Annotated in this window: 21 protein-coding genes and 1 riboswitch; of the genes, 13 read left to right on the plus strand and 8 right to left on the minus strand. The window is 60.5% G+C overall.

Annotated elements, in window-relative coordinates; all coding sequences use genetic code 11:
* Together tnpA and tyrS are read right to left on the minus strand one after the other, a co-directional pair.
* Nucleotides 1-262: IS200/IS605 family transposase (gene tnpA / locus GA0061102_RS26780; RefSeq protein ID WP_139115052.1), on the minus strand; the 262-nt coding region annotated here is incomplete at its 3' end.
* A gap of 169 nt (nt 263-431) precedes the next feature.
* Complete coding sequence (gene tyrS, locus GA0061102_RS26785; protein WP_092854876.1) at nt 432-1,688, minus strand: tyrosine--tRNA ligase; 1,257 nt, start codon at nt 1,686-1,688, stop codon at nt 432-434.
* A gap of 295 nt (nt 1,689-1,983) precedes the next feature.
* Between tyrS and GA0061102_RS26790 the strand changes: the two genes are divergently transcribed.
* Together GA0061102_RS26790 and GA0061102_RS26795 are read left to right on the plus strand one after the other, a co-directional pair.
* Nucleotides 1,984-4,551 (plus strand): caspase family protein, encoded by a 2,568-nt coding sequence (locus tag GA0061102_RS26790; protein ID WP_092854878.1) that lies wholly within the window; start codon nt 1,984-1,986, stop codon nt 4,549-4,551.
* A 180-nt stretch (nt 4,552-4,731) separates the two neighbouring features.
* A complete protein-coding gene (locus tag GA0061102_RS26795) occupies nt 4,732-5,247 on the plus strand; it encodes a GNAT family N-acetyltransferase (protein WP_092854880.1) in 516 nt (171 codons plus the stop codon).
* A gap of 116 nt (nt 5,248-5,363) precedes the next feature.
* On the opposite strand, the gene GA0061102_RS26800 is transcribed toward GA0061102_RS26795, so the two are convergent.
* Nucleotides 5,364-6,041, minus strand: a complete 678-nt coding sequence (locus GA0061102_RS26800) for an alpha/beta hydrolase (RefSeq protein ID WP_092854882.1) — start codon at nt 6,039-6,041, stop codon at nt 5,364-5,366.
* A gap of 234 nt (nt 6,042-6,275) precedes the next feature.
* Here GA0061102_RS26800 and GA0061102_RS26805 point away from each other — a divergent pair, with 234 nt between their 5' ends.
* From GA0061102_RS26805 to GA0061102_RS26840, 8 genes are all read left to right on the plus strand, one after another.
* Nucleotides 6,276-7,442 (plus strand): cysteine desulfurase family protein, encoded by a 1,167-nt coding sequence (locus GA0061102_RS26805; RefSeq protein WP_092854884.1) that lies wholly within the window; start codon nt 6,276-6,278, stop codon nt 7,440-7,442.
* Nucleotides 7,443-7,588: 146 nt separating this feature from the next.
* A complete protein-coding gene (sufB, locus tag GA0061102_RS26810; RefSeq protein WP_092854886.1) occupies nt 7,589-9,058 on the plus strand; it encodes a Fe-S cluster assembly protein SufB in 1,470 nt (489 codons plus the stop codon).
* A gap of 70 nt (nt 9,059-9,128) precedes the next feature.
* Nucleotides 9,129-9,884: a Fe-S cluster assembly ATPase SufC gene (sufC, locus tag GA0061102_RS26815; protein WP_092854888.1), complete on the plus strand. Its 756-nt coding sequence runs from the start codon at nt 9,129-9,131 to the stop codon at nt 9,882-9,884.
* A gap of 22 nt (nt 9,885-9,906) precedes the next feature.
* Nucleotides 9,907-11,181 carry a Fe-S cluster assembly protein SufD gene (sufD, locus tag GA0061102_RS26820; RefSeq protein ID WP_092854890.1) on the plus strand — a complete coding sequence of 425 codons (1,275 nt, stop codon included), beginning with the start codon at nt 9,907-9,909 and terminating at the stop codon, nt 11,179-11,181.
* A gap of 15 nt (nt 11,182-11,196) precedes the next feature.
* On the plus strand, nt 11,197-12,438 hold the full coding sequence (locus GA0061102_RS26825) for a cysteine desulfurase (RefSeq protein WP_092854963.1): 1,242 nt from the start codon (nt 11,197-11,199) through the stop codon (nt 12,436-12,438).
* A gap of 11 nt (nt 12,439-12,449) precedes the next feature.
* On the plus strand, nt 12,450-12,830 hold the full coding sequence (locus tag GA0061102_RS26830) for an SUF system Fe-S cluster assembly protein (protein WP_092854892.1): 381 nt from the start codon (nt 12,450-12,452) through the stop codon (nt 12,828-12,830).
* A 76-nt stretch (nt 12,831-12,906) separates the two neighbouring features.
* A complete protein-coding gene (gene sufA / locus GA0061102_RS26835; protein ID WP_092854894.1) occupies nt 12,907-13,296 on the plus strand; it encodes a Fe-S cluster assembly scaffold SufA in 390 nt (129 codons plus the stop codon).
* Between the two features lie 127 nt (nt 13,297-13,423).
* Nucleotides 13,424-14,116 carry a ZIP family metal transporter gene (locus GA0061102_RS26840; RefSeq protein ID WP_092854896.1) on the plus strand — a complete coding sequence of 231 codons (693 nt, stop codon included), beginning with the start codon at nt 13,424-13,426 and terminating at the stop codon, nt 14,114-14,116.
* 28 nt (nt 14,117-14,144) lie between these two features.
* On the opposite strand, the gene GA0061102_RS26845 is transcribed toward GA0061102_RS26840, so the two are convergent.
* The 5 genes from GA0061102_RS26845 to gcvT form a co-directional block, all read right to left on the minus strand.
* Nucleotides 14,145-14,411: an addiction module antidote protein gene (locus tag GA0061102_RS26845; RefSeq protein ID WP_092854965.1), complete on the minus strand. Its 267-nt coding sequence runs from the start codon at nt 14,409-14,411 to the stop codon at nt 14,145-14,147.
* Nucleotides 14,412-14,413: 2 nt separating this feature from the next.
* Nucleotides 14,414-15,037, minus strand: a complete 624-nt coding sequence (locus GA0061102_RS26850; protein WP_092854898.1) for an alpha/beta hydrolase — start codon at nt 15,035-15,037, stop codon at nt 14,414-14,416.
* Between the two features lie 148 nt (nt 15,038-15,185).
* The gene (gene gcvP / locus GA0061102_RS26855; RefSeq protein ID WP_092854900.1) at nt 15,186-18,050 is read right to left on the minus strand and encodes an aminomethyl-transferring glycine dehydrogenase; all 2,865 of its coding nucleotides are present in this window, start codon (nt 18,048-18,050) and stop codon (nt 15,186-15,188) included.
* Complete coding sequence (gcvH, locus tag GA0061102_RS26860) at nt 18,050-18,412, minus strand: glycine cleavage system protein GcvH (protein WP_092854901.1); 363 nt, start codon at nt 18,410-18,412, stop codon at nt 18,050-18,052. Before gcvH ends, gcvP begins: the two co-directional genes overlap by 1 nt.
* A 25-nt stretch (nt 18,413-18,437) precedes the next feature.
* Nucleotides 18,438-19,574 carry a glycine cleavage system aminomethyltransferase GcvT gene (gcvT, locus tag GA0061102_RS26865; protein WP_092854967.1) on the minus strand — a complete coding sequence of 379 codons (1,137 nt, stop codon included), beginning with the start codon at nt 19,572-19,574 and terminating at the stop codon, nt 18,438-18,440.
* Between the two features lie 149 nt (nt 19,575-19,723).
* A riboswitch (glycine riboswitch) is annotated at nt 19,724-19,811 on the minus strand.
* A 164-nt stretch (nt 19,812-19,975) separates the two neighbouring features.
* Between gcvT and GA0061102_RS26870 the strand changes: the two genes are divergently transcribed.
* The 3 genes from GA0061102_RS26870 to GA0061102_RS26880 all read left to right on the plus strand — a co-directional run bounded on the left by GA0061102_RS26870 (nt 19,976) and on the right by GA0061102_RS26880 (nt 22,347).
* Nucleotides 19,976-20,512: a copper chaperone PCu(A)C gene (locus tag GA0061102_RS26870; RefSeq protein WP_245298152.1), complete on the plus strand. Its 537-nt coding sequence runs from the start codon at nt 19,976-19,978 to the stop codon at nt 20,510-20,512.
* Nucleotides 20,513-20,698: 186 nt separating this feature from the next.
* Nucleotides 20,699-21,697, plus strand: coding sequence for an RluA family pseudouridine synthase (locus tag GA0061102_RS26875; RefSeq protein ID WP_092854905.1), 999 nt, complete (start codon nt 20,699-20,701; stop codon nt 21,695-21,697).
* Nucleotides 21,694-22,347: an HAD-IA family hydrolase gene (locus GA0061102_RS26880; protein WP_092854907.1), complete on the plus strand. Its 654-nt coding sequence runs from the start codon at nt 21,694-21,696 to the stop codon at nt 22,345-22,347. Before GA0061102_RS26875 ends, GA0061102_RS26880 begins: the two co-directional genes overlap by 4 nt.
* Nucleotide 22,348 lies beyond the last annotated feature (1 nt).

The following is a 22,348-nucleotide window of genomic DNA, read 5'->3' on the forward strand; positions in this document are numbered from 1 at the left end:
CGTAAAGGGCTGTCTTGCCCTTCAAAAAGCCGACAATATGCGCAACCGAGTATTTCGGCGGGATCGATATCAACATATGCACATGGTCGGGCATCAAATGACCCTCTTCGATCTGGCAACCTTTCTGCTGTGCCAGCCGACGTAAGAGTTCTCCCAATTCACGCCGTACGTCCCCGTACAGTCTTTTCGTGCGGTATTTGCTGCCAAAAACAACGTGATACTTGCAGTCCCACGTCGCATGCGAGAGCGGTTGTTCATCCATAGAACCTCCTTGTTCGAAGTCTGGGCCAACCCAGCGGTTCAAGCAGGAGGTCTCTCAACTACCGTGTAGAACTCGTCCAGTCCTCCACCGTAGGTGGAGGTTTATTCATGAATATAACAAAAAAGCCGGCGGATCGCCGGCTTTGTTCGTTATCAGGCAGTTAGGCCGCTCAAGCGGCCGGACGGATCAGGATGTGCTTCTTCTTGCCGAGCGACAGCTTGATAACGCCATCGGCGGTGATTTCGCCGCCGCCGATGATTCTGCGTTCGTCGCTGACAGCCTCGTCGTTGATACGTACCGCGCCGCCCTGAACGTGACGGCGAGCTTCGCCGTTCGAACCGGCAAGACCGGCGCGAACGATGAGCGACAGGAGCCCGATACCGGCGTCCAGCTCAGAGGCGGGGACATCGACGGTCGGCAGGTTTTCGGACAAGCCGCCTTCCTCGAATGTCTTGCGCGCGGTCTCGGCTGCCTGCTCGGCTGCTGCGCGGCCGTGCAGAATTGCGGTGACCTCGGTTGCGAGGATCTTCTTGACCTCGTTGATCTCCGAACCGGCAAGCGCGGAGAGGCGGGCGATCTCGTCCATCGGCAGCGTCGTATAGAGCTTCAGGAAGCGGGAAACGTCAGCATCTTCCGTGTTGCGCCAGTACTGCCAGAAATCGTAGGCAGAGAGCAGGTCGGCATTCAGCCAGACCGCGCCGGTGGCAGACTTGCCCATCTTTGCGCCCGACGCCGTCGTCAGCAGCGGTGAGGTCAAGGCGAAGAGCTGCTTCGTCCCCATGCGGTGACCGAGATCGATGCCGTTGACGATATTGCCCCACTGGTCCGAACCGCCCATCTGCAGGCGGCAATCGTAGCGCTTCGCCAGCTCAACGAAATCGTAGGCCTGGAGGATCATGTAGTTGAATTCGAGGAACGACAGCGACTGCTCGCGGTCAAGTCTCGTCTTGACACTATCGAAGGACAGCATGCGGTTGACCGAGAAATGACGGCCGACATCGCGCAGGAATTCCAGGTAGTTGAGCGAGCGCAGCCACTCGGCGTTGTTGATCATCAACGCGTCCTTGGGGCCGTCGCCATAGGTGAGGTAGTTCGAGAAGCAGCGCTTGATCGAAGCGATGTTGCTCTCGATCGTATCGACGGTCATGAGCTGGCGAGCCTCGTCCTTGAAGGAGGGGTCGCCGACCATGCCGGTGCCGCCGCCCATCAGCGAGATGGCGCGGTGGCCCGTTGCCTGCATCCAGTGCAGCATCATGATCTGGATCAGCGAGCCAGCATGTAGGCTCGACGCCGTCGGATCGAAGCCGATATAGGCCGTCACGGTTTCCTTGGCGAAAAGGTCGTCGAGGCCAGCTTCATCGGAAATCTGATGAATGAAGCCACGCTCTTGCAGGGTGCGCAGGAAATCGGATTTGAACTCAGCCATGATCTTGGTCTCTCGAAGCCGCGTCGACGGAGGATGCGGCGAAGTCGCTGTTGTTAAATGTCGCCGGGCGCGTTTAGCATCGATTTGCCGGCGCGTCACCAGTTTGGTGGATCCGACATCAAGTTTCGGCGGCGCCGTGAACCGGGCTGGGTTTGTAAACCAACGCCTCCCAATGTGAACGGATCGTGACACGACCCCGAAGCCGCCCGGAATATGCCGCGTATTCGCCCGAATCGAATCCTAATATTTTGTTGTTCGTCCCGCGTGCAGCGCATATTTCGTGAAAGAAACCGGTATGTCAGCTTTGCTTTCGATGATGGGATTGTCGTTCAAAAAGACGATCTGTGCATTCTTCGCCCTGATGTTGGTTATAGGCAGCATTGCTGCCGTGAGCCCCGCCCAGGCGCAAGGTTCCCCTGAAAAGAGAATAGCGTTTGTCGTGGGCAACGCCGCCTACAAGGCGGGCGCCCTGCCGACGCCGGCCAATGATGCTGGCCTGATCGCGCAAACGCTGCAAGCAGCCGGTTTCGACGTGATCGGCGCTCGCGACCTCGATCAGAATGGGTTGCGCGACGCGATGAGGGATTTTCTGACGAAAGCGAATGCGTCAGGCCCCAATACCGTCGTGTTCGTCTATATGGCGGGCTACGGGGTGCAGTATCAGGGCGATAATTATTTCGTGCCTGTGGATGCTCAAATGGCCAATGCCACGGATGTTCCCGTTGAGGCGCTGAGGATTACCGATTTCACCAAGTCGCTGGCATCGCTCAACAATCGCGGCAGCATCGTCGTACTCGATGCGGCGAGAGCCAATCCGTTCGTGCAGTCCAATCAGCCACTCGCCGGCGGTCTTGCGCTGGTCGATGCAGACGCCAATCAGCTGATCGCCTTCAATGCGGCGCCCGGTACGGTCGCGCCGCAGGAGGCCGGTCCGTACGGTTCCTATGCACATGCATTGGCGGAGATGATCCGCGTCGGCGGTCTGCCGCTTGACGATGTGTTTGATCGCACACGGTTGCGGGTCAGCGATCTGACCAAGGGCGCGCAGATTTCCTGGGATGCGTCCAAGTTCAAGAATGCTTTCACCTTCTTCGATCGCGGCCCCGATGCGCCAGCCGCTCAGGTTTCCAGCTATAACAACGCTGCGATCCGGACGAAGGCGATCCGCGATTTCGACGAGCGGGATGCCTATTTCGCTGCGCTCGATCGCGACACGATGCAAGGCTACGAGGATTTCCTGGCGGCCTATCCGCACGACGCCATGGCAAAGCGCGTGCGCGCCATCATCGCCGCCCGTCGCGAGGCGATCACCTGGCGCCAGACCTGGCGTGCCGATACGCCGGAGGCCTACTGGTCCTATCTGAGACGTTATCCGCGCGGTCCCCATGTGTGGGATGCCCGTCGTCGTCTCGAGCATTTCGAGGCAGCGCTCGAGCCGCCGTCGTCGTTTACCGTGATCGAGTATGATGTACCGCCGCCGCCACCGCCGGAAATCGTCTATATCGACCGTCCCATCCTATATTTCGATGATGCCGACTTCGGTTATGCACCGCCGCCGCCCGTCGTCTTCCTGGCACCGCCGCCGCCGGATTTCGTGGTGCTGGTGCCGCCGGAGCCTTCGGTCGATCTCTACGTGTTGCCGGAGCCGGTCTACGTTCCGGTGCCTGAATGGGTCCAGCCGCCACGCGATGTCGCGCCGCCGGAAAACAATGTCATCTTCAACAACATCCACAATACGGTCGTGAACAATACGGTCGTCAGCAACAACACGACGACTACTACCGAGAATGGAGCGGCACCGGCAGTTCCGGGATTGACGACCGGACAGAAAATCGCCGGCGCAGCCGTCCTTGCCGGCGCGGGTGCTGCGGCACTGCATGTTGCCTTGCCGCCCTCCGTGCAGAAGAAAGCTGCCGTTCAACAACAGCAGAATCCGGCCGCGGTGATCAAAACCCCGACTGGAGCCGCTCCGGCGGTTGCACCTTCGGCCCAGCCGCAAGCACAGCCGCAGACAGGAAACGCCGTACACGCGCTTCCGGGTGCCAATGGCCAGCCTCTGCCGGCGACCGGTAAGGCACCGGCCACTCCGGGCGTAGCTCCGACGAATCAGGCTCAGCAGCCACAGGCGGCTCCAAACGCTACGCGTAATCCGGCCATCGCCACTCAGCCTGCCCAGCCGGGCACGAATACCAACGCACACGCACTTCCCGGCGCTAACGGCCAGCCCCTGCCGGCAACCGGCAATCTGCCGAAGGTTCCGGGTGCGGCGCCGACGAAGCAGGCCCAACAGCCTCAGACAGCGCCGAATGCCACGCATAACCCGGCCGTTGCCACCCAACCTGCCCAACCGGGCACGAATGCCAACACACTTGCGCTTCCCGGTGCCAAGGGGCAGCCCTTGCCGCCGGCCGGCAAGACGCCTGCCGTGAAGGGTCAAAATCAGATTGCCAAGACCCCGCCACCCCAGGCGGCTCCGAGCGCGAAGCCGAATGCTGTTGTCGCCGCGCCAAAACCCAATGCTCATGTTCAGGCGATGAAGCCGGCAGCGCCCGCCGTTGTCGCCAAGCCTCCAGTGAAGCCCAATGTGGTCAACAACGCTCGGCCGCCGGTCAGCAACCAGCCTCGCGTCGTGACCGCACCGCCGCGGCAAGTCAACCCGGTCGCGTCTCAGCCGAGGCCCGTGCCGCCCGCTCCGAAAGTGCAGGCTCAACCCAGACCGCAGCCGCAGCCGCAGCCGAAGATTGCGCAACCCCAGCCTCAGCCGAAGATCGCGCAGCCGCAGGTGAAGGCGCCTCCGCCTGCGCCGCAGAAGCCTCCGGCAAAGAAGACATGCGGTGCTCCGGGCCTGCCTGCATGTCCCTGAGCGGTAATGCCTGACAATGCTTTGAAGGCCCGCTTCGGCGGGCCTTCGGATTCAGAATTGTCGCTTGATCGCCTTGTTGAAACCATGCCGTGCGTTTAGCACTGATCGGACAGTTTCTAGTCGAGGCGGTCGTGCACGTTATGGCAGGCTGCAAAACCACCGCGAAAACAGGGCAGGCAGATGAGCGACACCGTCATCCTCGAAACCCCAAGGTTCGTTTTGACGATGTGGAACAAGGGCGATGCCGAGCTGATTCGGCAACTGCATTCGACGATCGCCACGACGCGCTATCTCTCCGGCGCGGCCCCGTGGACTTTGGAGAAGGCCGAGGAGCGGCTCGGGAGCTGGTTTAGGGAGCAGGCTCGCGACGGCACGACCAAATACAAGATGCTGCGGCGTGACGACGGCCGCTTTATCGGCCGTGCGGGCTTTTCGCGTTTTCAGGAGAGTGGTCGGGGCGACTTCGAGCTTGGCTATTCGATTCGGCAGGACGCCTGGGGCAACGGCTATGCGACGGAAATTGCCAGTGCGCTTGCGCAATGGTTCTTTGCGCGTGGCTTTGCCAAGCAGTTCATCGCTTTCACACACCCGGAAAATTCTGCATCGCAACGAGTTTTGCGAAAGATCGGTATGCAGGATCACCCGCCGATGACCATCGACGGGATTTCATGTCCAACGTTTAGAATGGCCCGATAAGGGCCGTTTTCCCTAAAGCGCGTCGCGATCTTTCAGATTCGCTTCTTGCGCTCTAGGTCTTTAATTTTGCGCGTGCAGCTATCGCAAAACAGCTGCACAGTTTTGCGCGACATGCGTTAGCGGATGCGCTTGGCGGCCGGTTCTGGCACCAATTCGCCGTTCAGGCGACGATCGAGGTAGTCCTCGCATTCGCCAAGGAGCGTATCGACCTGACCGTTGAAGAAGTGGTTGGCGCCCGGCACGACCTTGTGGGTGATCAGGATGCCCTTCTGGGTCTTCAGCTTTTCGACTAGGCCGTTGACGTCCTTTTCCGGAGCGACCTTATCCGCGTCGCCGTTGATGATCAGGCCGGACGACGGGCAGGGGGCGAGGAAGGAGAAGTCGTAGATATTCGGCTGTGGCGCGATCGACATGAAACCTTCGATCTCGGGGCGGCGCATCAGGAGCTGCATGCCGATCCAAGCACCGAAGGAATAGCCGGCAACCCAGCAGCTTTTGGAATCGGGATGAAGGCTCTGGACCCAGTCGAGCGCCGATGCTGCATCGGAAAGTTCGCCGGCGCCGTGATCGAATTCGCCCTGGCTGCGGCCGATGCCGCGGAAATTGAAGCGGAGCGTGGTGAAGCCGCGCTTTTGGAACATGTAGAAGAGCTGGTAGACCACCTGATTGTTCATCGTGCCACCAAATTGCGGGTGCGGATGAAGAATGATCGCGATCGGGGCGCTTTTTTCCTTAGAGGGCTGATAGCGGCCTTCAAGGCGGCCTGCGGGGCCGTTGAAAATAACTTCGGGCATCGATACTCCGGCTCTTCTTTTTCTGCGTTCAAACCCAACGGCACGCAGCAAGTTGACTTGACGAATGCGCTCAACTTTTCTAGAACGCAGTTTAGAACAATTCGAAACTTGATGCTGTGTTTCTCGCGTTGTTCGTTCAACGCTTTGTGGAACGTGTCATAAGGCATGCCCGGCTGAGATTTCAAGGAAAATGAGCCAGGCGCAGAAAAGCAACGTTTAGGCAGGAAGAAGATCATGGCGGCAACGCGCCTTTATCTCGACTGGAATGCCACCGCGCCACTTCACCCGGCTGCGCGGGATGCGATGCTACGTGCGATGGATATCCACGGCAACCCGAATTCTGTTCATGCGGAAGGTAGGGCGGCTCGCGCTGCCGTCGAAGCCGCGCGCCGGCAGATTGCGAGCCTGACGGGCGCAGAACCGGCTCACGTCGTTTTTACCAGCGGCGCCACCGAGGCCGCCAACATGGTGTTGACGCCTGAGTTTCGCATGGGGCGGACGCCGCTTGCCGTCAGCCATCTGTATATATCGGCAATCGAGCATCCGGCCGTGCGCGAAGGCGGCCGGTTTGCGAAGGACGGAATCAGCGAGATACCGGTGACATCGGACGGCGTGGTCGATCTCGCCGCTCTAGAAGCGATGCTGTCGGCCCATGACAAGGCAGCCGGATTACCGATGGTTGCGATCATGCTCGCCAACAACGAGACTGGCATTCTGCAGCCTGTCGCCGAGGCGGCGAAGATCGTTCATGCCGTGGGCGGCCTGTTCGTCGTCGATGCGGTTCAAGCTGCCGGCCGGGTGCCACTCGATATCGACGCGATCGGTGCGGATTTCCTCATCGTATCCTCGCATAAGCTTGGAGGCCCCAAGGGAGCTGGAGCGCTTGTGTCGCGCGGCGAGGTGCTGATGCCGAAGCCGCTGGTTCATGGCGGCGGCCAGGAAAAGGGCCATCGTTCCGGCACGGAAAACACCCTGGCCATTATTGGCTTCGGCGCCGCAGCAGGAGCCGCCCTCGCGGACCTTGATGATCGCAATGCCGGGATTGCGGCGCTGCGCGATCGGCTGGAAGACGGTATGCGGCTTGCCGCGCCTGATGTCATCATTCATGGCAAGGGCGGCGCCCGCGTGCCGAACACCAGTTTCTTCACCTTGCCCGGATTGAAATCCGAGACCGGACAGATCGCTTTCGATCTTGAAGGCGTTGCTATCTCGGCCGGGTCCGCCTGCTCCTCCGGCAAAGTCGGCGAGAGCCATGTGCTCATGGCGATGGGATGCGATCCGAAGCTCGGAGCGCTTCGCATTTCGCTGGGCGCCACCACGAGCGAGCCGGATATAGATCGCGCCGTTGCGGCTTTCGCCCGCATCGCCGGTCGCCGCAAGCTGGCGGGTGCCGCGGCCTGAGGGCCACAAATTTGCGGAAATGGAAATTTCCGCTTGCCAAGCGGGGTGAAAAGTCCCTTTTGGCCGACTACATAGAGGGCAGACATAAGTCTGCTGTAACGTTGACAAGCTGCCGGACCTTGGATCCGGCGAGATTGGAGAACGACATGGCTGCCGTCCAAGAGACGATCGATCAGGTCCGTCTGATCGATGTGGACCAGTATAAATATGGTTTTGAAACCACCATCGAAGTCGACAAGGCTCCCAAGGGCCTGTCGGAGGATATTATTCGCTTCATTTCCGCCAAGAAGCAGGAGCCCGACTGGATGCTGGAATGGCGTCTGGAGGCTTATCGCCGCTGGCTGACTTTGCAAGAGCCCACCTGGGCCCGCGTCGATTATCCGAAGATCGATTTCAACGACATCTATTACTATGCCGCGCCGAAGAGCACGCCAGGGCCGAAATCGTTGGACGAGGTCGATCCGGAGCTGCTGAAGGTCTATGAGAAGCTCGGCATTCCCCTGCGCGAGCAGGAACTGCTGGCCGGCGTCGAAAAGCCGCGGATCGCGGTGGATGCGGTGTTCGATTCCGTCTCGGTGGTCACCACCTTCAAGGAAGAGCTGAAGAAGGCCGGCGTGATCTTCATGTCGATCTCGGAAGCGATCCGCGAACATCCCGAACTCGTGCGCAAATATCTCGGCTCGGTCGTCCCGACCTCCGATAACTATTACGCCACACTGAATTCGGCCGTCTTCACCGACGGATCGTTCGTCTTTGTGCCGAAGGGCGTTCGCTGCCCGATGGAGCTGTCGACCTACTTCCGTATCAACGAGAAGAACACGGGCCAGTTCGAACGCACGCTGATCATCGCCGAAGAGGGAGCTTATGTCTCCTATCTCGAAGGCTGCACCGCGCCGCAGCGTGACGAAAACCAGCTGCACGCTGCCGTCGTCGAGCTCGTCGCTTTGGATGACGCCGAAATCAAGTATTCCACCGTCCAGAACTGGTATCCGGGCGACAAGGACGGCAAGGGCGGCATCTTCAATTTTGTCACCAAGCGCGGCGATTGCCGCGGCGACCGTTCGAAAATTTCCTGGACTCAGGTTGAAACCGGCTCGGCAATTACCTGGAAATACCCGTCCTGCATTCTGCGCGGCGACGATAGTCGCGGCGAATTCTATTCGATCGCCGTTTCCAACGGCCACCAGCAGATCGACAGCGGCACCAAGATGATCCATCTGGGCAAGAACACGTCGAGCCGCATCGTATCGAAGGGCATCGCCGCCGGCGTCTCGCAGAACACCTATCGCGGCCAGGTCTCGGCTCACCGCAAGGCGTCGAACGCGCGTAACTTCACACAGTGCGATTCGCTGCTCATCGGCGACAAGTGCGGCGCGCATACCGTGCCTTACATCGAAGCCAAGAATTCGACGGCGCAATTCGAGCATGAAGCCACGACGTCAAAGATCTCCGAGGACCAGCTGTTCTACTGCCTGCAGCGTGGTATCCCGACCGAAGCGGCGATCGCGCTGATCGTCAACGGCTTCGTCAAGGAAGTCCTGCAGGAATTGCCGATGGAATTTGCCGTTGAAGCGCAGAAGCTGATCAGCATCTCGCTCGAGGGCAGCGTCGGCTGACGCTCGCATAGAGAATTAGTTTTGGCGCGCCAGGCGCGCCGCACGTCCATTCCTTTGTTAGGATTATACAATGCTTGAAATCAAGAACCTGCATGCCCGTATCGCCGAAGACGGCACCGAGATCATCCGTGGCCTGAACCTGACCGTGAAGGCCGGTGAAGTTGCCGCCATCATGGGCCCGAACGGCTCCGGCAAGTCGACGCTTTCCTACATTCTCGCCGGCCGTGACGACTATGAAGTCACCGAGGGTGACATTCTCTATAACGGCGAGAGCATCCTGGAACTCGACGCAGCCGAGCGCGCCGCCAAGGGCATCTTCCTGGCCTTCCAGTATCCGGTCGAAATTCCAGGCGTTGCGACAATGCAGTTCCTGAAGGTGGCCCTGAACGAGCAGCGCAAGGCACGCGGCGAAGACGAACTGACGACCCCGGATTTCATCCGCCGCGTCAAGGATGCTGCCGGCAAACTGCAGATCAACATGGAGATGTTGAAGCGCCCGCTCAACGTCGGCTTCTCCGGCGGCGAGAAGAAGCGCGCCGAAATCCTGCAGATGGCGCTGCTGGAGCCGCAGCTTTGCGTGCTTGACGAAACCGATTCCGGCCTCGACATCGATGCGCTGAAGATCGTTGCCGATGGCGTCAATGCGCTGCGCTCTCCGGATCGCGCCGTGATCGTCATCACCCACTACCAGCGCCTGCTCGACTATATCGTTCCGGACACCGTTCACGTCCTCTACAAGGGCCAGGTGATCAAGTCCGGCGACAAGACGCTGGCGCATGAGCTCGAAGCCAACGGCTATGCCGACATCATCGGAGCTGCAGCCTGATCGGGGCGGAAAGGATACGTCGATGAACATTCAGACGACGAACCGCCTGACCGCCGCGGAAACGGCGCTGATCGAGGCGTATAACGACCAGCTGGGCGATCTGCCGGGTGACGGCGAAGTTTTTGCCGTCCGCGATCGCCTGTTGGACGACCTGAAGACCGCCGGCCTGCCGACGCGCCGCGTCGAGGCTTGGCATTACACCGATTTCAAGAACCTGCTGCGGCTGGTGCCGAGCGATATCGGCAAGGGCCTGGTGGAGGCTCTGCCGCCGACGGTCGAAGGATCTCCGGTTCTTTCCGTTCTCCAGGGCAAGGCGAGCGAGAAGGTTGCCGTCAAGGGTCTGACAATCGGCCGCTATGCCGATAGCCTGATCAGCGGCACAGCCGCCGCCGGTCTCGAAGCGATCGACAAGGATGACGCGATCGGGCGCATCAATGCCAGCTTCGTGCGCGACGGTTATCTCATCGACTTTCCCGATGGCACCGAATTCGATGCGCCGCTGGAAGTACAGTTCGTTCATGCCGGTGGGCAGATCCACAGCCGTCTTCCAGTCACCTTCGGTGCTGATGTCAAGGCGACTTTCATCGAGCGTCATCAGGCTGTCGAAGGCGCTGCCGCGCTGATCTCCTCAGTCAGCGAAGTCACGATCGGCAAAGGCTCTGAAATCACCTGGATCATCCTGCAGGAGCAGGGCAGCGAGGATACGCATCTCGGTCAGCTCCGCATCGATCTCGGCGCGGATGCCAAGCTGAGGTTGTTCGTTATCAATGCAGGCGGCAAGCTAGTGCGCCAGGAGCTGTACATCAAAGTGACAGGCGAGGGCGCCGATCTGACGCTGCGCGGCATCAATCTGCTCGGTGGCGATACGCATACCGACGTGACGATGGTACTTGGTCATGACGTTCCGCACACCGGCTCCACGGAAATTATCCGCAACGTGGTGTTCGACCGCGCCCGTGGTGTCTTCCAGGGCATGATCCGGGTCGCGCCGGATGCGCAGAAGACCGATGCCAAGATGGCCTGCAACACGCTGCTGATGTCCGACGATGCAGAGTTCTCGGTGAAGCCCGAGCTCGAAATCTTCGCTGACGACGTGCAGTGCGGCCATGGCGCCACTGTCGCCGATATCGACCGCAACCATCTCTTCTATCTGATGGCCCGCGGCGTTCCGGAGAACAAGGCCCGCGCCATGCTGGTCAACGCCTTCGTGGCCGAGATCGTCGAGGAACTGGAAGACGAAGCCCTGGTCGAGGCGCTGGAAGGCGTTATCTCCGCCTGGCTGGAAAAGCACGCCTGATTGGAGGCAAAGCTCGTGGACAAGATCGTGCCGGCAACGGCCTATGACGTCGAAGCCATTCGCCGGGATTTCCCGATCCTGGCGAAAACGGTGCATGGGAAGCCACTGGTCTATCTCGACAACGGCGCATCCGCGCAGAAGCCGCAGGTCGTCATCGATGCCATCTCGCATGCCTATTCCAACGAATATGCGAATGTGCATCGCGGTCTGCACTTTCTGTCCAATGCGGCCACGGAAGCCTATGAGGCGGCTCGCGAAAAGGTGCGCCGCTTCCTGAACGTGCCGTCAGTCGACGATATCGTCTTCACCAAGAACTCGACGGAAGCGATCAACACAGTCGCTTACGGTTGGGGCATGCCGAAGATCGGCGAGGGCGACGAAATCGTCGTGTCGATCATGGAGCATCACTCCAACATCGTTCCCTGGCATTTCATCCGGGAGCGGCAGGGCGCCAAGCTCGTCTGGGTGCCGGTCGACGATGAAGGCGCGTTCCATATCGAAGATTTCGAGAAGAGCCTGACGGAGCGCACCAAGCTCGTCGCCATCACCCATATGTCGAATGCGCTCGGAACCGTCGTCCCGGTGAAGGAAGTCTGCCGCATCGCCCATGAGCGCGGCATTCCCGTCCTGATCGACGGCTCGCAGGGCGCGGTGCATATGCCTGTCGACGTGCAGGATATCGATTGCGACTGGTATGTCATGACCGGTCACAAGCTCTATGGGCCATCGGGTATCGGCGTGCTCTACGGCAAGAAGGAGCGGCTTGCCGAGATGCGTCCTTTCCAGGGCGGCGGCGAGATGATCTTCGACGTCACCGAGGAAAACGTTACCTACAACGAGCCGCCGCATCGCTTCGAGGCGGGAACGCCGCCGATCGTGCAGGCCATCGGCCTTGGCTACGCGCTTGACTACATGGACAGCATCGGCCGTGAGGCGATCGCGCGCCACGAAGCCGATCTCGCCACTTATGCGGCCGAACGGCTGCGGGATATCAATTCGCTGCGCGTGATCGGCACTGCGCCGGGCAAGGGTGGCATTTTCTCCTTCGAGCTCGCGGGTATCCATTCCCACGACGTCTCGATGGTGATCGACCGCCAGGGTGTGGCGGTTCGCGCCGGAACCCATTGCGCCCAGCCGCTCTTGAAACGCTTCGGCGTCACATCCACATGCCGTGCATCGTTCGGCCTGTACAATACGCGCGCCGAGGTGGATGCTTTGGCGGATGCGCTGGAATATGCGCGGAAATTCTTTGCCTAAGGAGGCAAGCGATGTCACTCGACGAAAGCGAACAGAAGATCGACGTACGCGAAGGGATCGTGCATTCCAGCATTCTCGAGGATGAGCTGGCGCGCCTCAGTGACGACATCATCTCTGCACTGAAAACGGTCTACGACCCAGAAATTCCGGCGGACATTTTCGAACTTGGCCTGGTCTACAAGATCGACATCGAAGACGACCGCATGGTGAAGATCGTCATGACGCTGACAGCGCCCGGCTGCCCGGTGGCTGGCGAAATGCCTGGCTGGGTCGAGAACGCTGTCGGCGCCGTCGAAGGTGTTTCCGGCGTCGACGTCAGCATGACCTTCGATCCGCCGTGGACGCCGGATCGCATGTCGGAAGAAGCGCAGGTCGCGGTCGGCTGGTATTGAAGCTTTAAGCCGCCGGCTTTACATTAAGACTCGAAGCACCGGATCTTGACCCCGGTTGTGGAAGGAGAATGAGCCCATGGGCTTTGCAGTCATGAGTATGACGGATGCGGCAGCCAACCGCGTCAAAGTGATCGTCGGGAATTCTGGCCTCGATGCTAAGGGCGTTCGCGTCGGCATCAAGAAGGGCGGCTGTGCTGGGATGGAATACACCATCGATCTAGTGACCGAGCCGAACGCGAAGGACGATCTGATCGAGCATGACGGAGCCAGTGTTTGGGTCGAGCCGTCGGCCGTGCTGTACTTGCTTGGTACCGAGATGGGTTTCGAAACTACCAGCTTGCGTTCGGGCTTTACCTTCACCAATCCAAACCAGACGTCAGCCTGCGGCTGCGGCGAATCCGTCGAGCTGAAGCCCGCCGATCTCGCCGCCTTGGCAGCTCAACGTCAGGCAGCGCAACCTGCTTAAAACAGGTTCCTCCGTATTTCACCATGGTGCGTTTCGTGCTTTGATCGGCGCACGCCTCGGTTTTTCCGCCGCCTCCTTGGCTACCGGCTCCGCCGGATAACGTCGAGAGGCGGCTGCGGGGAACTTTATGGCGGCTTCGGCATGGGTTTACACATTGATCCCGGCAACGGCCGCCATTGCGGGCGCTGCAGTCGCGGTGAACACGCGGCCGGGGCCTAATCTTGTCAGCGCCATCCAGCATTTTGCCGCCGGTGTTGTGTTCGCAGCTGCGGCCGGCGAAATCCTGCCCGATGTCATGCATCGTGGATCTCCCTTGGCAACAGTCATCGGCGGCGCGATTGGCGTAGCCGTCATGCTGCTGGTCAAACAACTGGAAAATTGGGCCAAGGGACCGGTGGGTCTACTCGCGGCCATCGGCATCGACATCCTCATCGACGGCCTCGTGCTTGGCATCGGCTTTGCAGCCGGCCCAAAGGTCGGCCTGCTGTTGACGATCGCCTTGACGATTGAGGTGCTGTTCCTTGGCTTGACGGTGGCGAACGAGCTTGGGGAGAGCGTCCGCTCCCGCGCCAGGGTTGTCGCGGTTACGGCGGCGCTTGCGCTCCTGCTGCCGATCGGCGCTTTGCTCGGGGCGCCAATTGCTTTGCTGCCCGACCCCATTCTGACAGGCTTCTTCGCGTTCGGGCTGATCGCGCTTCTCTATCTCGTCACCGAGGAATTGCTGGTCGAAGCGCATGAAACCCCCGACCGTCCCTGGGTGACGGCGATGTTTTTCGCCGGCTTTCTCGTGCTGCTTCTGCTCGAGGAAGCGATCGGTTAGTAAAGCCCGGGAAGCGGGACTGCGATTCCTAATTTGCGACCGAAACAGGCGTCAGCTTGAGGCCGAGCGCCCTGACAACCTTCAGGATCGTCGCGAATTCCGGATTTCCGTCACCGCTGAGCGCACGATAGAGCGCCGAGCGGTTCATGCCGACATCCTTGGCAAGCTTGCTCATGTTGCGGGTGCGCGCCACTTCGCCCAGTGCCTTGGCGATCGACGCCGGATCGTCCGTTTCGAAGGCGGCTGCGATGTAGCTGTCTGGATTGTCCACGTCGAAGGAATTCTCCTCGTTCATTGTCATATGCCTTTCCGTATAAGCCAGTCGCGGACGATCTTGGGTTCGTCCGGATGGAGGTCGTGGCCGATGGGCAGTCGATGGGCGCTGACTTCAGCCCCGGCCTTTGCAAATTGTTGGCTGACGAAATCTGCGTCGGCGGGCTCCCGGCGTCGATCATGCTCGCCTGAGATGATCAGGACCGGCAGCCCGGGCATTGACGGGAAATCCGCATCGGGGGCCGGCGAAAGAGGGCGCAGCAGAACGGCGGCTGAAGCGATCGAGGGCATCTGCCGAAGGATCGATGCGGCTATGATCGCTCCGTTGGAGAAGCCAAATAGAACAGGCGGCCGAACGAGCAGCCTTCGCTCCACTGCCATTTCGATGAAACGACGGAGCCGCTCCGTCTGCCTGTCTAGGTCTGCATGATCCAGGCTGCGGTCCGGATTGCGGCGAAAGAAGGCGAATCCTTCTTCCCATTCGATCCCACCACGCAGAGCCATATAGGAGCGCTGCGGTCCGATGGCATCCGCAAGCGGGATAAGGGAAGTTTCATCCATGCCGCTGCCATGCAGCAGAAGCAGCGGCGACGACGCAACGTCCGCTCGCCGCTCGGTGACGAAATGAAATTCCGGTTGTTCCGGCATAAATCTGAATTCCAGGGCCCCGTTGCCGCGTCATGAAAAACGCCGCGCGTCCGTTAAGACGCGCGGCGTTTTCTTAGCCAAGTTTCGCAATAGATTTATGTCTATTGCAGACGAAGCGACTGAACCGCTTCGCTTTTTCGCGAAGATCCTATTCGGCGGCTTCGGCGTAGGATTCGACCGGCGGGCAGGAGCAAATCAGGTTCCTGTCGCCATAGACATTGTCGACGCGATTGACCGGCGACCAGTATTTGTCCACGCGGAAGGCGCCGGGCGGGTAGCAGGCCTGTTCGCGGGAATAGGGACGATCCCATTCGCCGACGAGGTCTTCCACCGTATGCGGTGCGTTTTTCAGCGGGTTATTGGCCTTGTCCATCCGGCCTTCTTCGATGTCACGGGCTTCCTCGCGGATCGCCAGCATTGCCTCGCAGAAACGATCGATCTCGGCTTTCGTTTCCGATTCTGTCGGCTCGATCATCAGCGTGCCGGCAACCGGCCAGCTCATGGTCGGGGCGTGGAAGCCGCAATCGATGAGGCGCTTGGCGACGTCGTCGACCGTGACGCCGGCGCTTGCGACCAGTGGACGGGTGTCGATGATGCATTCATGCGCGACGCGTCCGGCCTCGGACTTGTAGAGCACGTCATAGGCGCCCTTGAGCCGGGCGGCGATGTAGTTGGCGTTGAGGATCGCCACTTTCGTCGCCTGCGTCAGGCCTTCGCCGCCCATCATCAGGCAGTAGCTCCAGGAGATCGGCAGGATGGAGGCCGAACCGAAGGCTGCTGCCGATACCGCACCGCTGCGACCGTCCGTTTCCGGATGGCCGGGCAGGTGAGGCGCCAGATGTGCCTTGACGCCGATCGGACCCATGCCGGGGCCGCCGCCGCCATGCGGAATGCAGAAGGTCTTGTGCAGGTTGAGGTGGCTGACGTCGGAACCGATGTCGCCGGGACGCGAGAGGCCGACCATGGCGTTCATGTTGGCGCCATCGAGATAGACCTGACCGCCATGCTTGTGCACGAGATCGCAGATCTCCTTCACCGTCTCTTCGAAAACGCCGTGCGTCGAAGGATAGGTGATCATGCAGCAGGAGAGGTTGTCGGCATATTGCTCGGTCTTGGCGCGGAAATCGGCCATATCGATATCGCCGTTGTCGCTAACCTTGACGACGACGACCTTCATGCCCGCCATCTGCGCGGAGGCCGGATTGGTGCCGTGCGCGGAGGTCGGAATGAGGCAGATGTCACGATGACCCTGGCCATTGGCAATATGGTAGTTGCGGATGGTCAGGAGGCCGGCATATTCGCCCTGCGCGCCGGAGTTCGGCTGCATGGAGAAGGCATCATAGCCGGTCACCGAGCAAAGCTTCTCCGTCAGATCATCGATCATTTCGCGGTAGCCGAGCGCCTGATCGGCCGGCACGAAAGGATGGATGTCGGAGAATTCCGGCCAGGTGATCGGCAGCATTTCCGCTGTGGCATTGAGCTTCATGGTACAGGAGCCGAGCGGAATCATCGAACGGTCGAGCGCCAGGTCGCGATCGGAGAGGCGGCGGATATACCGGGTCATCTCGCTTTCGGCACGGTTCATGTGGAAGATCGGATGCGTCAGATATTCGCTGGTGCGCAGCAGGGCCTTCGGCAGCCGATAGGACGGTTCGAAATCGGCAATGCGGAAATCGCCGCCGAATGCACGCCAGACGGCTTCCACCGTTGCCGGACGGGTGCGCTCGTCGAGGCTGATGCCGATCTTCGTTTCACCGACCTTGCGCAGGTTCACGCCTTCGGCGACGGCCGCGCGCAGGACGAGGCCTTGCATGTGGCCGACCTCGACGGTGATCGTGTCGAAGAAGGTTTCCGGCTCGATGGTATAGCCGAGTTTCTCCAGGCCCTTGGCCATCAGAACGGCCTTCTGGTGGACCTGTTGTGCGATCGCCTTAAGGCCCTGAGGACCGTGGAACACCGCGTACATGGAGGCCATGACGGCGAGCAGCACCTGCGCGGTGCAGATGTTCGACGTCGCCTTTTCGCGGCGGATATGCTGTTCGCGGGTCTGCAGCGACAGGCGATAGGCGCGATTGCCGCGCGCATCGACCGAAACGCCGACGAGACGGCCAGGCATGGAGCGCTTGTACTCATCCTTGACGGCCATATAGGCCGCATGCGGACCGCCGTAGCCCACAGGAACGCCGAAGCGCTGCGAGGAGCCGATGGCGATGTCCGCGCCCATCTCGCCCGGAGATTTCAGCAGCGTCAGCGCCAGCAGATCGGCCGCCATGATGGCGATCGCGCCCGTCTGGTGCAGGCGGGCGATCAGGCCGCTGAAATCATTGATGTGGCCGTGCGTGCCCGGATACTGGAAGATCGCGCCGAAGACATCGACAGGATCCAGATCGGTGAAGGGATTGCCGACGATGACGGTCCAGCCGAGCGGCTCGGCGCGGGTCCTGATCAGCGCGATGGTCTGCGGGTGGCAGGCGGCATCGACGAAGAAGGCCTTCGCCTTGGACTTGGCGACGCGTTCCGCCATCGCCATGCCTTCGGCTGCGGCCGTCGCTTCATCGAGCAGCGAGGCGTTGGCGACGTCGAGACCGGTGAGGTCGCTGATCATCGTCTGATAGTTCAGCAGCGCCTCGAGACGGCCCTGGCTGATTTCCGGCTGGTAGGGCGTATAGGCAGTGTACCAGGCCGGGTTTTCCAGAATGTTGCGCTGGATGACTGGAGGCGTGATCGTGCCGTAATAGCCCTGACCGATGAGCGAGACGAGAACCTTGTTCTTGTTAGCGGTCTCGCGCAGCCTGTCGAGCGCCTCGCGCTCCGTCATCGGAGCGCCCCAGGAGAGCGGCGTCTTCTGGCGGATGGCCGGCGGCAGCGTCGCGTCGATCAGGCCATCGAGGCTGTTGTAGCCGATCACCTTCAGCATATCGGCCATCTCCGATGGAGACGGGCCGATATGGCGGCGATTGGCGAAATCGTATGGCTGGTAGTCGGTGAACGTGAATTCCGTAGGCGTCGTCATTATCCGATCAGCTCCTTGTAACCGGATTCATCAAGAAGACCATCGACATCGCTCACATTCTTCAGTTTGAGCTTGAAGAACCAGCCTGCACCCATCGGGTCGGAGTTGACGAGCGCCGGATCGGCTGTGATGGCTTCGTTGACTTCGGTGATTTCCCCGTCAAGCGGACAATAGACTTCGGAGGCCGCCTTGACGGATTCGACGGTTGCCGCGTCGTCACCCTTGGAGAAGCTGGCGCCGACTTCGGGCAATTCCACGAAAACGAGATCGCCGAGCTGTTCGGCGGCATGTGCCGTGATGCCGACCGTTGCGACGCCGCCTTCGATGTTCAGCCACTCGTGTTCTTCGGTGAATTTCAGCATGGATAATCCTCTCTGGAAAAGACGTTCAACGTTTGTAGGTAGGCTTGATGAAAGGCAGGGCGCTGACGGTGACGGCCAAGTATTTGCCACGCACCTCGGCATAAACCGTGGTACCGGGCGAAGTGAGTTCGGTCGGCACATAGCCCATGGCGACCGGAGACTCGACGCTCGGGCCGAAGCCGCCTGAGGTGACTTCGCCGATTTCGGTCTTGCCTTCGGCATCGGCATAGAGCTTGGCGTGGCTGCGCACTGGCGCCTTGCCCTCGGGCTTCAGGCCGACGCGGCGACGCGACGTGCCGCCATCGAGTTCGCCGAGAATGCGGGTTGCACCGGGGAAACCGCCTGCGCGTGCGCCACCGGTCTTGCGGGCCTTTTGGATAGCCCATTCGAGTGCGCCTTCGATCGGCGTCGTCGTCTGGTCGATGTCGTTGCCATAGAGGCAGAGACCGGCTTCAAGGCGGAGAGAGTCACGCGCGCCGAGGCCGATCGGCTGTACGTCCGGGTGCTCCAGTAGTCGCTTGGCGATATCGTCGGCCTTGTCTGATGGTACGGAGATTTCGAAGCCGTCTTCGCCGCTATAGCCGGAGCGCGACACCAGGCAGGAGACATCGTGGAGGCGACAATGGCGCACATCCATGAACTTCATGTAGGCGATGTCAGCCCAGAGCTCGGCAAGAACGTCGACGGCGCGCGGTCCTTGCAGCGCAATGAGGGCGCGATCAAGCAAGATAACTTCGCAACTATCGCCGATATGATCTTGAAGATGCTTGAGATCCTGCTCCTTGCAGGCGGCGTTCACGACGACGAAGAGATAACCGTCCGTGTGGGTGATCATCAGGTCGTCCAGGATGCCGCCATTGCCGTCGGTAAAGAAGCCGTAGCGCTGGCGATCCTCCGCGAGACCGAGGATATCGACCGGCACGAGACTTTCCAGCGCGAGTGCCGCATCCTCATATTTGCCGGAGCGGGCGCGGATCGTCACCTGGCCCATATGGGAGACGTCGAACAAGCCGGCCGAAGCGCGGGTCCAAAGATGCTCCTTCATGACGCCGGCAGGATACTGCACGGGCATGTCGTAACCGGCAAACGGCACCATGCGGGCGCCGAGCGATACATGCAGGTCGTGAAGCGGTGTTTTCTTGAGGGCAGCGGTCTCGTCCAAATGACGCCTCCGGGTTTCGCGCTTGTCCTGAAGCGCAGAGCTCACAATTTCGGCGCGGTTGCGCCTGACGATGAGCCCCCTCTGTCTGCTTTGCCTGAGATTGTTATCCCTTCGGCGAACGCTTTCGCGCTTCTCTCCAGAGTTCCGTCTGCCCCTTGCTGGTCCTTTGGCCTGAGAGTTTCCGGGGCGGTTGCTCCTTCGGCACCGGCTCGCGCCGGATTCTCCCAACAAGGTCGCTGTCATTATCTGGCAGTCACTGAAGATGGCAAGGGGCAAATGTCGCCGTCGAACAAATTTTTGTCGCGCGGTTCGAAGATATATCGAGCAGCGGTTGCAGGGCTTTGCAACGACGTTGCGAAAGGCTATCCCTTCGGGCCGATAGAGGAGCCGGGCAGGAGAGAATGATGAATCGTTATCACGTCGCAGTGCTGCTGCTTTCGGCAGCAACAGTTTCGCTTTTGACAGGTAGCGCTCTGGCGCAGCAGAGCAGCGACATGAAGAGTATGCCTGGAATGCACATGGGCCCGGAGGCCGCGCCCTCGGATTCTGCCACCGGCAAGCTCGGCGATCTCGATATCAGCGGCGGTTATGTCCGCGCCATGCTCCCCGGTCAGCCGGTCGGCGGCGGCTACATCACCATCCACAATAGCGGCAAGGCCGCCGACAAGCTGACCTCCGTCACCTCATCGGCTGCGGGCAAGGTGGAGCTGCACGAGATGAAGATGGACGGCGAGATCATGAAGATGCGCGAAATCAAGGATGGGATCGCCATTCCTGCCGGTGCGACCGTGACGCTCGCGCCGAACACGATGCATATGATGTTCAAGCAGGTAAAGACTCCCTTCAAAAAGGGTGGCGCGGTGCCTGTGATGCTGATGTTCGAGAAGGCGGGGATGATCGATCTCACCCTTCCTGTCGTGTCGGCCAAGGGAAACTAAGCCAGAAAAATATCCGGCCCGGATAATTCCAGTTTCCACTTTTCCTCGAAATGCTCTAAAGCCACGTCCAAAGGCCGGTTATATCCGGCCGCGGGACTACTTGTCCTGTTGTTTGAATTGGCATGATCCCGTCCAACGCGCGTTTGGCATTTGTCGGAACATGCTGCGGCGTTTGAAAGAAGAAGAATGGCCGGGATTGAGCATATACAGGTCGAGCCTGACGAAGCCGGCATGCGCCTCGACCGCTGGTTCAAGGTGCATTTCCCCGGGCTTGGGTTCGGTCAACTGCAGAAGCTGATGCGCTCCGGCCAGGTGCGCGTCGATGGGGGCCGCGTCAAGACGGATGCGCGCGTGCAGCCGGGGCAGATGGTGCGCGTGCCGCCTCTTGATGTCGATGCCAAAGGCCCGAAGAGCGGCCCGATCGCCAGCAAGGACCTCAAGCATTCCGGTGATGCCGAGCTTCTTGCGCGGATGTTGCTGCATGAAGACGACAAGATCTTTGTGCTCAACAAGCCGGCTGGGCTTGCGGTACAGGGCGGCTCCGGCCTTACCCGCCATATCGACCAGATGCTGGAGGCATGGACGAGCAAGAAGGGCGAAAAACCGCGCCTGGTGCATCGCCTCGACCGCGACACCTCGGGCGTGCTGGTAATTGCCCGCACGCGCGGCGCGGCGCAGAAGCTGACCGCCGCCTTCCGCGAGCGCGACACCAAGAAGACCTATTGGTCGCTGGTCAAGGGTGTGCCGCGCAAGCATGAAGACAAGATTTCGACCTGGCTGGTGAAAGAGGCAACGGCCGATGGCGACCGTATGCGCATCGCCAAGCATGGGGAAGAGGGTGCCGATCACGCAATCTCCTATTATCGCGTGCTTGAAACAGCTGCGCAGAGCCTCGCCTGGCTCGAGATGGAGCCCTATACCGGCCGTACGCACCAGCTGCGCATCCATGCCCTGCACATGGGCCACCCGATCATCGGCGACCCCAAATATTTCGATGACGATCCGAACTGGGATTTCCCGGGCGGAGTCCAGAAGCGCCTGCATCTGCACGCGCGCCACATCGACATCCCACATCCGAGCGGCGGACGCCTGCGCGTGACCGCTCCTCTGCCGCCGCATATGGTGCAGACTTGGAATCTCCTCGGTTTTGACGAGGCATCGGCAGGGGAGCCGGACGACGAATGAGGCTGGTACTTTTCGATTGCGACGGCACGCTGGTCGATAGTGTGCGGCTGATCCATGAGGTCATGGCGCGGACTTTCGTTGACTTCGGTTACAAGCGCCCGGATGTTTCGGCCACAAAATCCATCATCGGCCTCTCGCTCGATATCGCCATTGCCCGGATGCAGGGCAAACCGCATGTCGATGACGAAGCGATCGCAATGACGGCCCACTACAAGTCTATCTTCCCAGGCGTGCGCGACGAGGCGGATATGCAGACGCCGCTCTTCGACGGCATCAAGCCACTGATCGAGACGCTTATAGGCCGCGAAGAGCTTCTGCTCGGTGCCGTGACGGGCAAATCCCGCCGTGGCCTGACCCATATTCTTGAAGTCAACGGCTTCACGCCTTACTTCGTGGTTTCGCGCACCGCCGACGATTGTCCGTCGAAGCCGCATCCGGCCATGGTGACGGAATGCTGTGCCGAAACCGGCACGGACCCGCACGACACCATCGTCATCGGCGACGCGATCTACGACATGCAGATGGCGAAGGCAGCGGGTGCGACGGCGATCGGCGTATCTTGGGGTTATGCGTCCGTGGAAGAGCTTCTGGTAGCCGGCGCCGATGCGATTGCGCATCATCCGAACGATTTGTTGAGCCATATTCTCTGAG

It is taken from the genome of Martinezella miluonensis (assembly GCF_900094545.1).
Classification (GTDB): domain Bacteria; phylum Pseudomonadota; class Alphaproteobacteria; order Rhizobiales; family Rhizobiaceae; genus Rhizobium; species Rhizobium miluonense.